Genomic DNA, 14506 nt, shown 5'->3' on the forward strand with positions numbered 1-14506 from the left:
ATCTCATGCCCCCGGCACCCTCACCCAGCCCTCCATCAAGACCCGCGCACTGCGGCTCATGATCGCCTTGGTGACCGTCCACTCGCCGCCTTCCTCGCGAGCCTCGGCCCCCACGCGCAAGGTCCCCGACGGATGCCCGAAACGCACCGCATCGCGCGCGCCGCCACCCGCCGCGAGGTTCACCAGGGTTCCGGAGATCGCCGCGGCCGTGCCGATCGCAACCGCGGCCGTGCCCATCATCGCGTGATGCAGCTTACCCATCGACATCGCGCGCACCAGCAGATCGACATCGCTCGCGGCAACCCGCTTGCCGCTGGAAGCCACGTAGTCGGCCGGCCTGGCGACAAAGGCAATCTTCGGCGTGTGCTGGCGCGTCGCGATCTCATCGATATTCTTGATCAGCCCCATGCGCACCGCGCCATGCGCGCGAATGGTTTCGAACATCGCCAGCGCCTTGTCGTCGCTATTGATCGCATCCTGTAGTTCGGTGCCCTTATAACCGATCGCGTCCGCGTTCACGAAGATGGTCGGGATGCCGGCATTGATCATCGTCGCCTTCAGCGTGCCGACACCCGGCACGTCGAGATCGTCGACCAGATTCCCCGTGGGGAACATCGCGCCGCCGGCGCCCTCTTCTTCGGCGGCCGGGTCCATGAATTCGAGCTGAACTTCAGCCGCTGGAAACGTCACGCCGTCGAGTTCGAAGTCGCCGGTTTCCTGCACGGCGCCGTCCGTGATCGGCACATGCGCAATGATCGTCTTACCGATATTCGCCTGCCAGATGCGCACAATCGCCACACCGTTATGCGGAATCCGGCTCGCGTCGACGAGACCCGCGCTAATCGCAAACGGTCCCACCGCCGCGGAAAGATTGCCGCAATTGCCGCTCCAGTCGACGAAAGCCTTGTCGATGGAAACCTGCCCGAACAGATAATCCACGTCATGATCCGGCTTGCTGCTCTTCGCGATGATCACCGTCTTGCTCGTGCTCGACGTCGCGCCGCCCATGCCGTCGATCTGCTTGCCATACGGGTCGGGACTGCCGATCACACGCATCAGCAGCGCGTCGCGCGCGGCGCCCGGCACCTGGGCGGCCTGCGGCAAATCCTGCAGCCGGAAGAACACCCCTTTGCTGGTGCCGCCGCGCATGTACGTCGCCGCAATCTTGATCTGAGGTTGGTGAGCCATGAAAGTAATGTCCTGATGAGAGAAGCTCAAAAGCCTTATGCCGCTGCCTTCGTCGATTCAAGAAAGTCCTGCGCGAAACGTTGCAGCACGCCGCCGGCTTCGTAGATCGACACCTCTTCCGCGGTATCAAGTCGGCACGTCACCGGCACGTCCACACGCTCACCGTTCTTGCGATGAATCACCAGCGTGAGGTCGGCGCGCGGTTTGCGTTCGCCGATCACGTCGAAGGTTTCGGTGCCGTCGATCCCGAGCGTAAGACGATTCACGCCGGGCTTGAACTCCAGCGGCAACACGCCCATGCCCACCAGATTCGTGCGGTGAATCCGCTCGAACCCTTCGGCGACAATCGCTTCCGCACCGGCGAGGCGCACGCCCTTCGCGGCCCAGTCGCGCGACGAACCCTGACCGTAGTCGGCCCCGGCAATCACGATCAGCGGCTGCTTGCGCTCCATGTAGGTTTCGATCGCTTCCCACATGCGCGTGACCTTGCCCTCGGGCTCGATGCGCGCCAGCGAACCGGCCTTCACCTTGCCGTCCTCCAGCACCATCTCGTTCTTCAGCGTCGGGTTCGCGAAGGTGGCACGTTGCGCGGTCAGGTGATCGCCACGGTGGGTGGCATATGAATTGAAATCCTCTTCCGGCAAGCCCATTTTGGCGAGGTACTCACCGGACGCGCTGTCCGCCAGAATCGCATTCGAAGGCGACAGGTGGTCGGTCGTGATGTTGTCGCCGAGCACCGCCAGCGGACGCATGCCCTTGAGCGTGCGCTCGCCGGCAAGCGCGCCTTCCCAATACGGCGGACGGCGAATGTACGTGCTCATCGGACGCCAGTCATACAGCGGATCGGCCTTCTCACCGGTATCCACGGAAACGGCGAACATCGGTTCGTACACCTTGCGGAACTGCTCCGGCTTTACGCTCGAAGCAACGATCGCGTCGATCTCCGCATCCGACGGCCAGATGTCCTTCAGCCGGATTTCATTGCCCTGGGCATCGACGCCCAGCACGTCCTTCTCGATGTCGAAACGGATCGTACCGGCGATCGCGTAGGCCACCACCAGCGGCGGCGAAGCCAGGAAAGCCTGCTTCGCATACGGATGAATGCGGCCGTCGAAGTTACGGTTGCCGGACAGCACCGCCGTCGCATACAGATCGCGATCGACGATTTCCTTCTGGATCGCCGGGTCCAGTGCACCCGACATGCCGTTGCACGACGTGCAGGCATACGCGACCACGCCGAAGCCCAGTTGCTCCAGTTCCGGCAACAGACCCGCCTCTTCCAGATACAGCGTCACCGCCTTCGACCCCGGCGCGAGCGACGTCTTTGCCCACGGCTTGCGAGTCAGCCCGCGCTGATTGGCGTTACGCGCCAGCAAACCGGCGGCGATCATGTTGCGCGGGTTGTTGGTGTTGGTGCAGCTCGTGATCGCGGCGATGATCACCGCGCCGTCCGGCATCAGGCCCGGTTCGTTTTCCACCTTGCCGCTGATACCGCGCGCGGCCAGATCCGAAACCGGCAAACGGCGATGCGGGTTCGACGGACCCGCCAGCGTACGGACCACGGTGGACAGATCGAACTTCAGCACACGCTCGTACTCGGCGTGTTTCAGCGTATCGCCCCACAAACCGGTTTCCTTCGCGTAGGTCTCGACCAGCTTGACGAGTTCGTCGTCGCGGCCGGTAAGCTTGAGATACTTGATGGTCTGTTCGTCGATGTAGAACATCGCCGCCGTCGCGCCGAATTCGGGCGCCATGTTGGCGATGGTCGCGCGATCGCCGAGTGTCAGGTTGGCTGTGCCCGCGCCGTAGAACTCGAGGTACGCGCCGACCACTTTCTCCTTGCGCAGGAATTCGGTCAGCGAGAGCACGACGTCGGTCGCGGTAATGCCCTCGGCCGGTTTGCCCGTAAGCTCCACGCCGACGATGTCCGGCAGCCGCATATACGACGCGCGGCCGAGCATCACACTTTCCGCTTCGAGACCGCCCACGCCGATGGCGATCACGCCGAGCGCATCCACCATCGGCGTATGCGAATCGGTGCCGACCAGCGTATCGGGAAAGGCCACGCCGTCTTTCACCTGCACCACCGGGCTCATGCGCTCGAGGTTGATCTGGTGCAGGATGCCGTTGCCCGGCGGAATCACGTCGACGTTCTTGAACGCGCGCTTGGTCCAGTTGATGAAATCGAAGCGGTCTTCGTTGCGGCGATCTTCAATTGCGCGGTTCTTCGCGAACGCATCGGGATCGAAACCGCCGCACTCGACGGCGAGCGAGTGATCCACCACCAGTTGCGTCGGCACGACCGGATTGACCATCGCCGGATCGCCGCCTTGCGCCGCGATGGCGTCGCGCAGACCGGCGAGGTCGACGAGCGCGGTCTGGCCGAGAATGTCATGACACACCACGCGCGCCGGGAACCACGGAAAATCCAGCTCGCGCTTGCGTTCGATAATCTGCTTGAGCGACGCCGTGAGCATCTCCGGATCGCAGCGGCGCACGAGGTTTTCGGCCAGCACGCGCGAGGTGTACGGCAGCTTGTCATAAGCGCCGGGCTGGATCGCGTCGACGGCGGCACGCGTATCGAAGAAATCCAGCTGGGTGCCGGGAAGGCGTTTGCGGTTGGCAGTATTCATGGCGTAGGGGAAAACAGTAATGATCCGGGGACAATAGCGGCGGCGAGCAATCGGACAGTCTGTGTAGTTTAGCTTGCGGTGGCGCACCGGCTTACCGCATGTTTCGTTGACGCGCTGCAAAAAAACGGCCTTGGCTCGGGGTTCCAGCGAGCCAAGGCCCAACTTCATCGCGCCGCGCTCATGAGACGCAATGGAGGAGAAACGCTTACGGCTTTGCGATTACGTGGCTCACGCGCTCGCAGCCTCAAACGCGCTTGGCGAGTGGCACGAACGGCAGGTCGTCCGGACCGGTGTAATTCGCGCTCGGCCGGATGATCTTGTTGTCGATCCGTTGCTCGATGATGTGCGCGCTCCAGCCTGCCGTGCGGGCAATCACGAACAGCGGCGTGAACATCGCCGTGGGCACGCCCATCATGTGATACGACACCGCGCTGAACCAGTCCAGATTCGGGAACATCTTCTTCGCTTCCCACATCACCGCCTCGAGCCGCTCGGCGATGTTGAACAGCTTCAGGTTGCCCGCTTCCTTCGACAGCTTCTTCGCGACTTCCTTGATCACCTTGTTGCGCGGATCGGAAATCGTGTACACCGGGTGGCCGAAACCGATCACCACTTCCTTGTTTTCCACGCGCTTGCGGATGTCGGCCTCAGCCTCATCCGGCGTCTGATAACGCGACTGGATTTCGAACGCGACTTCGTTCGCGCCGCCGTGCTTCGGGCCGCGCAGCGCGCCGATCGCGCCGGTGATCGCTGAGTAGATGTCCGAGCCCGTGCCCGCGATCACGCGGCCGGTGAAGGTCGACGCATTGAATTCATGCTCGGCATACAGGTTCAGCGACACGTGCATCGCGTCGACCCACTCCTTCGACGGCTCCACGCCATGCAGCAGGTGCAGGAAGTGGCCGCCGATCGAATCGTCGTCGGTTTCCACTTCGATGCGCTTGCCGTTGTGCGAGTAGTGGTACCAGTACAGCAGCATCGAACCGAGGGAAGCCATCAGCTTGTCGGCGATGTCGCGCGCGCCCGGCAGGTTGTGGTCGTCCTTCTCCGGCAGCACGGTGCCAAGCACCGACACGCCGGTGCGCATCACGTCCATCGGGTGGGCGGCGGCCGGAATCCATTCGAGCGCGGCCTTGACGTTCGCGGGCAGGCCGCGCAGTGCCTTGAGCTTCGTTTTGTAGGCGGTCAGTTCGGCCTGCGTCGGCAGCTTTTCGTGAACCAGCAGATAGGCGATCTCTTCGAATTCGCACGCACCTGCGATGTCGAGAATGTCGTAGCCACGGTAGTGCAGGTCGTTGCCGGTCTTGCCGACCGTGCACAGCGCGGTGTTGCCCGCCGTTACGCCGGACAGGGCGACCGACTTCTTCGGTTTGAAGGCGCCTGCGTTCGGCGTGCTGTTATCGGCTTCACTCATAATTTCGTCTCCAACTGCGGGGGTTGCGTTCGTGCGGCGATCTGCGCGCCGAGCTTGTCTTAGCGGGGTTCAATGCGGTGACCGGCGAAAACGGAAGCCAATAACGCAAAGAATGGGCCATGCGCGTCGCCAGCCGCTAAGTACCTGATTTAACAAAAAATCGTTCCGTCGCAAGCTCGTCGTGAAATTTCACAAATGAAATCATTGATTTCAAATTCGAAAGGTAGAGGCGCATAATAGCCGGACTTGTAATCTTCCGCGCCCCTCCTCCGACATGAGCCTTTCGCCGTGAGCACACCGCCCTTCGACCCCACGCAGCGCCCCCGTATCTGGGCCGTCAGTATCAGCCGGCTGCGCGATCTGTTCTTCGACATCGCCGGGGAATACGTGGAACGCGCCGATCTGCGGATCGTCGCGCGCGGCTTCGAAGACGCCGCGCATGAGATCGACGCGGTCGGCGCCGGCCGCCCCGACGTCGTGATTGCCGGCGGCTCCAACGGTGCGTATCTGAAGACGCGCGTTAGCGTCCCGGTCGTGCTGATCGGCCCGACCGGTTTCGACGTCATGCACGCGCTCACGCGAGCACGGCGCGACGGCGCGAAGGTTGCGCTCGTCACGCACGGCGACACGCCGGATGAAGTGCGGCGCTTCATTGCCGCGTACGGCATCGACGTGACATTGGCGTCGTATCAGTCTGCGCAGGACGCGGAGAGTGTCGTTCTCGATCTGCGCGATCGCGGCATCGACGCCGTGGTCGGCCCGGGGCTCATCGCCGATCTCGCGGCGAGCGCGGGCATGAGCGCGGTGTTTCTGTACTCGCGCGCGTCGATACGTGCCGCGTTCGACACCGCACTCGAAGTCGCGCAGGCCACCCGCCGCGAAACGGTGCGCCGTCAGCGGCTCGACAATCTGCTGCAGCATCTGCGCGACGGCGTGGTCGCGCTCGACGCGCAAGGGCGCGTCGAAGCGATGAACCGGCGGCTCGCCGACGTGCTGGCCATCGACGCAGCGCAAGCCGTGGGCCGTGCGCTGCTCGATCTCGCGCCCGATCTCGCCGGCAGCTTGCCGGATTCGGACGGCGATGCATTCTGCACGGTGCGCGGTGCGAGTTATGTCGTGCATCGCGGGCCGCTGGCAAGCAGCAACTCGGCGCCAGGCACCGTGTTGACGTTTCAGGAGTCACGCGCGGTCGAAAAACTGGATCGCACCTTGCGTGCGCGGCAACGCGTGCAGCAGTTCAGCGCGCGTTACCAGCTTGCGGATATTGTCGGCGTGTCGGATTCCATGGAACGAGTCCGTGCGCTCGTGCGGCGCTACGCCCGATCGGATGCCACCGTGCTGATTCTTGGCGAAAGCGGCACCGGCAAAGAAATGGTCGCGCAGAGCATGCATCAATTGAGCGCGCGGCGCGACTTCGCGTTCGTCGCCATCAATTGCGGCGCGTTTCCCGAGGCGCTGCTCGAAAGCGAGCTGTTCGGTTATGAGGAAGGCGCGTTCACCGGCGCGCGCAAAGGCGGCAAGGCGGGGCTGATCGAAGTGGCCCACCGCGGCACGCTGTTTCTCGACGAAATCGCCGAGATGCCGTTGTCGCTGCAGAGCCGTTTGCTACGCGTGCTGCAGGAGCGCGAAGTCGTGCGGCTCGGCTCGACGGAACCGACTCGGGTGGACATCCGGATCGTCGCGGCAACGCATCGCGCGTTGACCGAAAGCATTGAAGCAGGCAGCTTTCGCGCGGACCTGTACTACCGGCTCAACATTCTGAGCATCGCCCTGCCGCCGCTGCGCGAGCGGCCCAACGATCTGCTGCCGCTCGCGGCGGAATTGCTGCTGCAGGCCGCGTCGCGCGAGCCGAGACTGACAGCGCGGCTGCCCGATGCCGACGCGGCGCGGCGCGTGCTTGCTCAGCTAGCCGAGCCGCTGAAGCATTACATGTGGCCGGGCAACGTGCGAGAATTGCAGAACGTGATCGAACGGATTGCGGTTGAACTGGCCGATATCGACGCAAACCCGGACGCAAAACCGGACGCAAACCCGAACGCAGCCCCGGACAGAGACCCGGATTCGAACTCGAACGGCGCAACAAAAGCCGTCTTGACGCGCGAAGTACTGCGCACCGTCGCGCCCGAAATCTTCGCGCAACCCCAGGCGCGCGCGAAAAAAACGGCGCTGACGTTACGCGAGCGCAGCCGTCATGTGGAGGCGGACGAAATCCGCGCCGCGCTCGCCGCGTGCGACGGCGATCGCGATGCGGTTTGCGAGGCACTCGGCATCAGCAAGACGACGTTATGGCGGAAGCTGAACGCGGCGCCGTAGCCTGACTCGCGCCGCCCTGTTTCTGCGCGTTCGCTCCGGCGCGCGCGATGAACATGCTGGGCGTCATTCCGCAGCATCGTTTGAAATGCCGGCCGAAGTGGCTTTGATCGAAAAACCCCACCTCGGTCGCCACCACCGATCCCGGCATGCCCTCGAGCAACAACGTTTGCGCCCGCTGAATCCGCAATCCGCACAGATAGCGATACGGCGATGAACCGTACTGCTGACGAAACACCGTCGCGAAGCGCGACACGCTGAGCGCGGACAGCGCGGCGAGCTGCGCGAGCGTCACCGGTTCGTCGAAATGGGCTTCGATAAACGCCCGGGCGGCGTTGAGGCTGATGGACTGTTTCATGACGTCGCGATACTCGGGCGGAGCGCGGCTTCTTTCGCGAACCGGCTGACGGAAAACACGTCGAGCGGAATGGGCGTGCTACCCGTATCGACAAGTTCGGCCAGCGTCTCGCCAACACCCGGGCCGATCTGGAAACCCGAGCCGCAAAGGCCGAACGCATAGTAAAGACCGTCGACCTTGCTGCTCGGACCGATCACCGGCTCGCCGTCGGGCAGATAGCTTTCCACACCGCTCCACACGCGAATCACATGCAGCGGGGCCAGCGCCGGCACGAGCCGCCGCAACTGCGCGACTTGCCGCACGGTATTGCGCGGCAGGACCGAGGCGCGGCACGTCACGGCATCCGCTGGGCCAGCGGGACCGCCGCCGACAATGATGTTGCCACGCGGAATCTGGCGGAAATAGATGCTCTCCTCCTTGATCGAGGTGAACACCCCCATCGACGACTTGAACACATACGGTACGGGCTCGGTCACCGCCATCTGCGGCCCGCTCGCGACGAGCGGAACGGGCTCGCCGAACTGCTCGGTGAGACGGCTCGCCCACGCGCCCGCACAGATCACGAGTTGCGCGGCCCAATACACGTCGCCGCGCGCGCTCTCCACGCGGAACCGCTCGCCGTCTTTTTCGACCCGCACGATCTCGGTGTTTTCGATCACCTGAGCGCCGAGCCGCGCGGCCGCGCGACCAAAAGCAGGTGCAGCGAGACGCGGATTGGCGTGGCCGTCGAGCGGTGAAATCGATGCCGCCAGCACCTCGCGGCCTAGAAACGGAAAGCGGCTGAACAACGCATCGCCGCGCAGCACGGTGAGGTCGAGACCATAGGCGCGGGCAGCGAGCGCGTATTGATAGAAATTCTCCACGTCCTTCTGGTGATAGCACACGCGCGTGTGGCCCACCGGCAGAAACTCGATGTCCTCGCCCAGCATGTCCTTCGAACGTTGCCAGGTACGCAGCGCGCGGTTCGCCATCTCGAGTTGCGGCAACGCGCGGCCCTGCCGGCGAATGCCCCCGAAGTTCACGCCGCTCGCCTGCTGTCCCGTGAGTCCACGTTCGAGCAGGATTACCGAGCAGTTACGCTGCCGCAGAAAGAAGGCCGTGGTCGTTCCCATGATGCCGCCGCCGATCACGATGACATCGGCTTCGTTAGCTGTTGCCGCGCTCATTCGTTCACCTCTTCGGCAAGCGCCACCGGCAGTGGTTTGACGGGCGCCTGACCGCGCAGCCGTCCCACCGACGACAAGGGCACCGAAGCCGCCGCCGCAATGATTTCCGCGCCCGCGTGGCCGCAGTAACGCCCTTGACAGCGCCCCATGCCGACGCGCGAAAAGGCCTTCGCACGATTGGCTTCCTGCGCGCCGGTCGCGTGTACGACGCGGCGCAGTTCGCCGGCTGTAATCGCTTCGCAGCGGCAGACGATCGTTTCATCCGGTAAAGACGCGGCGAATTGCGCCGGCCATGGAAAGGCCTCTCGCAGGCCCGCGGCGAAGCGGGTGAAACGCGCGAGTTCGGCACGCAACGGCTCGATGCCCTGGACCTGCATGCCGTGATCGCGCAACGCCGCCAAAGCCGCGAGGCGGCCGGAACGCTCGGCGGCGTCCGCGCCGCGCACCCTTGCACCGTCGCCCGCCAGATAGATACCTTTGACGCTGCTGCGGCCGTCTTCGTCGATTTGCGGGAGCCACTGCTGCGCGTTGTCGTCGAACACAAAGCGGCACCCCGCAAGGTCCGCAAGCTGCGTCTCCGGACGCAGGTGATAACCGAGCGCGACCGCATCGCACGCGAATTCGAGTGGCTTGCCGCCAGGCAATGCAACCACAACGCCACTCACGCCGTCTTGCGCCGACCCTTTGATTTCCACCGGCTGCACGCCGCGATAAACCGGTACCTGCGCGCTTGCCAGCACACGCGTCAACGCAATGCCCTTCCTGAGCGCGGCCGGAATCGCCAGCAAACGCGGCAGCGCGGCCACCCGCTGCATGAAGGTCGACGTATCGAGCACCGCCGCCACCTGCGCGCCCGCCTTGACGTATTGCGCGGCCACCAGATACAGCAGCGGACCGCTGCCCATCATCACGATGCGCGAACCGATCGCACAGCCCTGCGATTTCAGCGCAACCTGCGCGCCGCCGAGGCTGTATGTGCCGGCCTGGTGCCAGCCCTTCACCGGCATCAGCCGGTCCGTCGCGCCGCTGCAAACAATCAGCGAATCGAACGGCAGGGTCCGATAATGCGTGCCGCTCGCCAGATGCACCGCGCCCGGCGAGATATTCCAGACCAGCGTCTCCGGCAGATAATCGATCTTCTGCTTCAGCGCATCGAAGCTTTGATGCAACGAAGCGGCGCGCTCGGCCTCAGTGCCGTACAACGTCTCGTAGCTGCGCGAAAACCCTTCCGGTTGACGCCGATAAATCTGGCCGCCGTCACGCCGGCCTTCATCGATGAGCGTTGGCCGCAGTCCCGCCTCGACCAGCGCCTGCGCGGCGCGCACGCCTGCCGGCCCGGCGCCGACGATCACTACACGCGGGGCCATACACCCTCCCCGGCTTCGGCCAGTTTCGTCACGATCGCCATGCCAGGCGCCGCGGGCGTGCTGCAGGCCCGTACGCGGTCGCCTTGCGCCGTCCAGACCCAGCAGTCCTGGCACGCGCCCATCAAACAGAAACCGGCGCGGCGGCCGTCGCCGAATTCGGAGTCGCGCAAGGTGCTCACACCGGTCAGCAAAGCGACCATCAACGTATCGCCTGCGGCGGCCTCGCGCGCGACACCGTCCACGGTAATCAGAAAGGTCTTGCGGCCCGTCTCCGCGAGCCGCACAAATCGTCCGCTCATGCCGGGGTCGCCTCCACGGTCTGCAAGCGGTTCAGTTCCGCCGCCGGATGATGACAAAGAATCTCCGCGCCCGAAGGCAGTTTTTTCAGCGACGGCGGCGTGACATTGCACATCCCGTCGATGCGTACCGGGCAGCGCGCGCGGAACGAGCACAACTCGGGCACATTGGCGCTCTCGCCCATCGGCGGCAACGCGGCACAACCGACCGCGCGGCGCGCGTCGAGCCAGCCCGGTTTCAGCGCGGGCACCGAATCGACCAGCAAGCCCGTGTACGGGTGATACGGCGGCGCCGCGAGCACGTCGCGCTGCCCGGCTTCAACGCGATGCCCCGCATACAGCACGATCACTTCGTCGCAAACCGCACGCACCGTCGAGATGTCGTGGCTGATGAACATGTACGACACGCCGAGTTCACGGCGCAATTCGGCCAGCAGATCGAGGATCGCCGCGCCGACCACCGTATCGAGTGCGGACGTCACTTCGTCGCAGAGGATCAGTGCGGGATCGGCGGCAAGCGCGCGCGCCAGATTCACGCGCTGCTTCTGGCCACCGGAAAGTCCGGCAGGCGTGCGCGTGGCAAGCGAGGCGGGCAGTTTCACCAGGTCGAGCAATTCCAGCATGCGTTTGTTCGCGGCCGTTCCCCGCAGATGGTGATAGAACGCGAGCGGGCGGCCCAGAATGTCGGCGATCGAATGGCTCGGATTCAGCGCGGTGTCGGCGTTCTGGAACACGATCTGGATCTGCCGGTACTGCTCCGGTGTGCGGCGCGATAGTTGCGCGGGCAACAGCGTGCCGTTGAAAAACACTTCACCGCGTGCGCGGTCGACCAACCCCGCTACCACCCGCGCGAGCGTCGTCTTGCCGGAACCGGATTCGCCGATCACGCCGAGCGTGCTGCCGCGCGGGATCGACAGGCTCACGTCGTCGAGTACGCGCACAGCGGGTGCACCAAAACGGTCGACGCGTCCGTAGCCCGCCGCGAGCCCGCGAATTTCGAGCAGCGGCGGGATATGCCTGGCGTTCTGCGGCTTTGCCAACTCCACTTCGGGACGACGCGTAGCGGCGAGTAATTGGCGCGTGTACGTATCCACGGGTGCATCGAGCACTTGCGCGACCGCGCCGTTCTCCTTCACCGCGCCGCCATTCAGCACGACGATGCGGTCCGCCATCTGCGCGACCACCGCCAGATCGTGCGACACGTACACGGCGGTGGTGCCGAGTTCGCGAATCACCTTCTTGAAGGCCGCGAGCACCTCGATCTGCGTGGTGACGTCGAGCGCGGTGGTCGGCTCGTCGAACACGACGACAGCCGGATCGGTGATTAACGCCATCGCGGCCATCAAGCGCTGCAACTGGCCGCCGGATACCTGGTGCGGATAACGCTCGCCGATCGTCTCCGGCGCCGGCAGCGCGAGCGCGCGAAACAGTTCGATCGCTTTCGCGCGCGCTGCTTCGGCGGACATCACGTGATGCAGCAGGGCCGGTTCGGTGACCTGATCCATGATCGTGCGCGACGGATTGAAGCCTGCCGACGCACTCTGCGCGACATACGCCACGGTGCGTGCCCGCAACCCACGCCGGCCTTTGGCATCGAGCGACAGCACCTCCACGTCGCCTACGCGCACCGAGCCGCCGCTGATCGAACATCCCGCCCGCGCATAACCGAGCAGCGACAACGCGATCGTCGTCTTGCCCGAACCGGACTCGCCGATCAGCGCCAGCACCTCGCCCTTCTTCACCGAAAAACTGACACCCTTGACGATTTCCGTCACCGGCCCCGGCGCCGCGCCCGCGACCACCCGCAGCCCCTTCACCTCAATCATGTCCCGCTCGGTCAGCTCAGCCATCACGCACCTCCATGGCTACGGCCGCGACGCCGCAGGTTGTCGATCAGCAGATTCATGCCGATGGTCAGCGTCGCAATGGCGACAGCCGGCATCAACACGGCAGGCGCGCCCTCGGACAAACCACCGATGTTCTCGCGCACGAGCGAGCCCCAATCGGCATTCGGCGGCTGCACGCCGAGGCCGAGAAAACTCAACCCGCTCAGCAGCAGCACGATGAACACGAAGCGCAATCCGAAGTCGGTGAGCATGGGATAGATCATGTTCGGCAGCACTTCCACCCGCGCGATATAGAAGATGCCCTCGCCGCGTGCTCTTGCCACCTGAACGTATTCGAGACCCATCAGGTTCACCGCGAGCGAGCGCGAAATGCGGAATGCTCCGGGTATGTAGGCCAGTGCGGCAACGGTCGTCAGCATCGTGATCGACGAGCCGAACGCGGCGATCACGACGAGCGCGAGCACCTTGCTCGGAATCGAAATCAGCGCGTCGAACAGGCGGCTCAGGATTTCATCGACCCAGCGCCCCGATACCGCGGCAAGCAAACCGAAGACCGTGCCGATCACGCTGGCGAGTATCGCCGCGGCCAGTGCCAGGCCGACCGTATAGCGCGCGCCGTAGAGAATCCGGCTCAGCATGTCGCGGCCAAGATAGTCGGTACCGAGCGGATACGCGGCGCTGTAGCTGCCGAAAATTTCCGTCGACGTCAGCGCGCCGCCCTTATACGGCGCGACCAGCGGCCCGATAAACGCGACGATCAGCCAGAATGCCACCATCACGAGGCCAATCAGGCCGAGCACGGAGAAACGATGCACCAGCCGCTTGAACACACCCTGCTTCAGCGCCGCCGCTTCGACAACCGGCGGCTCGACCACGGGCTCGCCGGCGTCGATGTCGTACAGCTCGGTGCCCGCATGGGGAATATGAGGAACGTGGGGATTGGTAGGTTGGCTCATCATCGACGCAGCCTCGGATTGGATACGATTTGACACAGGTCGGCGATCAGCACCAACGCGAGATACGCCGCGCAGAACACCATCACGCAGCCCTGCACGAGTGGCATGTCGCGGTTGGTGACGGCATCCACCATCAGGCTCGCGAGGCCGGGATAGTTGAAGATCGACTCCACGATCACCACGCCGCCGAACAGGTAAGACAGGCTCAACGCCACCGCGTTGGCAATCGGCCCAATGGTGTTGGGCAACACATGCCGCAGCACCACGCGCGCCGGTGACGCACCCTTGAGAATCGCCATTTCCACATACGACGAATTCAACTGATCGAGCACCGCGGCGCGCGTCATCCGTGACATCTGCGCGACGATCACGCAGCACAGGGTCATCACCGGCATCGCGTAGATGCGCAGCAGCGCGCCAAACGAATGCACCTCCGAGAGATACGACAGCGCGGGCAGCCAGCGCAGCTTGACGGCGAAGATCAATACCGCGATCGTGGCGATCAGAAATTCCGGCACGGCCACCGTCGAGAGCGTGAGCACGTTGAGCGTGCGGTCGAGCAGCGAACCGCGAAACATCGCCGACGAAATACCGATCACGAGCGCGAGCGGCACCGAGACCAGCGCCGTCAAACCTGCCAGCACCAGCGAATTCGGCAGGCGCGTGGCGATCAGCTCGCTGACCGGCAGATTGTTCGACAGCGAAGTGCCGAAATTGCCGCTGACAACGTGAATGAGCCACTCGAAATAGCGTTGCAGCGCAGGCTGGTCGAGACCGAACTGATGCCGCAAGGCCGCGACGGCTTCCGGAGTGGCCGCCTGGCCGAGCGCCTGCTGCGCGGCATCGCCGGGAAGCAGCCCGGTAATGGCGAACACGACTGCCGAAACCAGCAGCAGCGTAAGCAGTGCGAGGCCAAGGCGCGCGGCAATGAGTCGTTGCGCGTGTGCTTTCATCGAAAGTCGCCTCCTATC

At 64.4% G+C, this 14506-nt stretch carries 11 protein-coding genes; 1 reads left to right on the forward strand and 10 read right to left on the reverse strand.

Annotated features, from left to right (window positions below):
* Positions 1–3 precede the first annotated feature (3 nt).
* The 3 genes from prpF to prpC form a co-directional block, all read right to left on the reverse strand.
* A complete protein-coding gene (gene prpF, locus HWX91_RS12095) occupies positions 4–1188 on the reverse strand; it encodes a 2-methylaconitate cis-trans isomerase PrpF (RefSeq protein ID WP_028193984.1) in 1185 nt (394 codons plus the stop codon).
* A gap of 35 nt (positions 1189–1223) precedes the next feature.
* The gene (acnD, locus tag HWX91_RS12100; protein ID WP_028193985.1) at positions 1224–3821 is read right to left on the reverse strand and encodes a Fe/S-dependent 2-methylisocitrate dehydratase AcnD; all 2598 of its coding nucleotides are present in this window, start codon (positions 3819–3821) and stop codon (positions 1224–1226) included.
* Between the two features lie 244 nt (positions 3822–4065).
* Positions 4066–5235 (reverse strand): bifunctional 2-methylcitrate synthase/citrate synthase, encoded by a 1170-nt coding sequence (gene prpC, locus HWX91_RS12105; protein WP_028193986.1) that lies wholly within the window; start codon positions 5233–5235, stop codon positions 4066–4068.
* Between the two features lie 288 nt (positions 5236–5523).
* On the opposite strand from prpC, the gene prpR reads away from it, so the two are divergent.
* Positions 5524–7548 (forward strand): propionate catabolism operon regulatory protein PrpR, encoded by a 2025-nt coding sequence (gene prpR / locus HWX91_RS12110; protein ID WP_028193987.1) that lies wholly within the window; start codon positions 5524–5526, stop codon positions 7546–7548.
* Here the strand turns inward: prpR and HWX91_RS12115 are convergent.
* The 7 genes from HWX91_RS12115 to HWX91_RS12145 are packed head-to-tail and all read right to left on the reverse strand — an operon-like array spanning position 7505 to position 14488.
* Positions 7505–7903, reverse strand: a complete 399-nt coding sequence (locus tag HWX91_RS12115; protein WP_028193988.1) for a helix-turn-helix domain-containing protein — start codon at positions 7901–7903, stop codon at positions 7505–7507. The two genes, prpR and HWX91_RS12115, sit on opposite strands and share 44 nt — an antisense overlap.
* Positions 7900–9069, reverse strand: coding sequence for an NAD(P)/FAD-dependent oxidoreductase (locus HWX91_RS12120; RefSeq protein WP_028193989.1), 1170 nt, complete (start codon positions 9067–9069; stop codon positions 7900–7902). Before HWX91_RS12120 ends, HWX91_RS12115 begins: the two co-directional genes overlap by 4 nt.
* Positions 9066–10436: an FAD/NAD(P)-dependent oxidoreductase gene (locus tag HWX91_RS12125; protein ID WP_028193990.1), complete on the reverse strand. Its 1371-nt coding sequence runs from the start codon at positions 10434–10436 to the stop codon at positions 9066–9068. The genes HWX91_RS12120 and HWX91_RS12125 overlap by 4 nt, the downstream gene beginning before the upstream one ends.
* Entirely contained in the window at positions 10421–10735 is a 315-nt protein-coding gene (locus HWX91_RS12130; RefSeq protein WP_028193991.1) for a (2Fe-2S)-binding protein, read from the reverse strand. Before HWX91_RS12130 ends, HWX91_RS12125 begins: the two co-directional genes overlap by 16 nt.
* Positions 10732–12582, reverse strand: coding sequence for an ABC transporter ATP-binding protein (locus tag HWX91_RS12135; protein ID WP_244144053.1), 1851 nt, complete (start codon positions 12580–12582; stop codon positions 10732–10734). Before HWX91_RS12135 ends, HWX91_RS12130 begins: the two co-directional genes overlap by 4 nt.
* Entirely contained in the window at positions 12582–13538 is a 957-nt protein-coding gene (locus HWX91_RS12140) for an ABC transporter permease (protein WP_028193993.1), read from the reverse strand. Before HWX91_RS12140 ends, HWX91_RS12135 begins: the two co-directional genes overlap by 1 nt.
* Positions 13535–14488, reverse strand: a complete 954-nt coding sequence (locus tag HWX91_RS12145) for an ABC transporter permease (RefSeq protein WP_028193994.1) — start codon at positions 14486–14488, stop codon at positions 13535–13537. The genes HWX91_RS12140 and HWX91_RS12145 overlap by 4 nt, the downstream gene beginning before the upstream one ends.
* Between the last annotated feature and the right edge of the window lie 18 nt (positions 14489–14506).

The sequence above is a fragment of the Paraburkholderia fungorum genome (genome assembly GCF_902833645.1).
Classification (GTDB): Bacteria; Pseudomonadota; Gammaproteobacteria; order Burkholderiales; family Burkholderiaceae; genus Paraburkholderia; species Paraburkholderia fungorum.

What these genes read in the sequence shown, in the direction of transcription:
- HWX91_RS12125 (WP_028193990.1), bottom strand. Translation starts at nt 10,436, where the DNA reads ATGGCCCCGCGTGTAGTGATCGTCGGCGCCGGGCCGGCAGGCGTGCGC.
- prpF (WP_028193984.1), bottom strand. Translation starts at nt 1,188, where the DNA reads ATGGCTCACCAACCTCAGATCAAGATTGCGGCGACGTACATGCGCGGC.
- HWX91_RS12120 (WP_028193989.1), bottom strand. Translation starts at nt 9,069, where the DNA reads ATGAGCGCGGCAACAGCTAACGAAGCCGATGTCATCGTGATCGGCGGC.
- prpC (WP_028193986.1), bottom strand. Translation starts at nt 5,235, where the DNA reads ATGAGTGAAGCCGATAACAGCACGCCGAACGCAGGCGCCTTCAAACCG.
- HWX91_RS12140 (WP_028193993.1), bottom strand. Translation starts at nt 13,538, where the DNA reads ATGATGAGCCAACCTACCAATCCCCACGTTCCTCATATTCCCCATGCG.
- HWX91_RS12115 (WP_028193988.1), bottom strand. Translation starts at nt 7,903, where the DNA reads ATGAAACAGTCCATCAGCCTCAACGCCGCCCGGGCGTTTATCGAAGCC.
- acnD (WP_028193985.1), bottom strand. Translation starts at nt 3,821, where the DNA reads ATGAATACTGCCAACCGCAAACGCCTTCCCGGCACCCAGCTGGATTTC.
- HWX91_RS12135 (WP_244144053.1), bottom strand. Translation starts at nt 12,582, where the DNA reads ATGGCTGAGCTGACCGAGCGGGACATGATTGAGGTGAAGGGGCTGCGG.
- HWX91_RS12130 (WP_028193991.1), bottom strand. Translation starts at nt 10,735, where the DNA reads ATGAGCGGACGATTTGTGCGGCTCGCGGAGACGGGCCGCAAGACCTTT.
- HWX91_RS12145 (WP_028193994.1), bottom strand. Translation starts at nt 14,488, where the DNA reads ATGAAAGCACACGCGCAACGACTCATTGCCGCGCGCCTTGGCCTCGCA.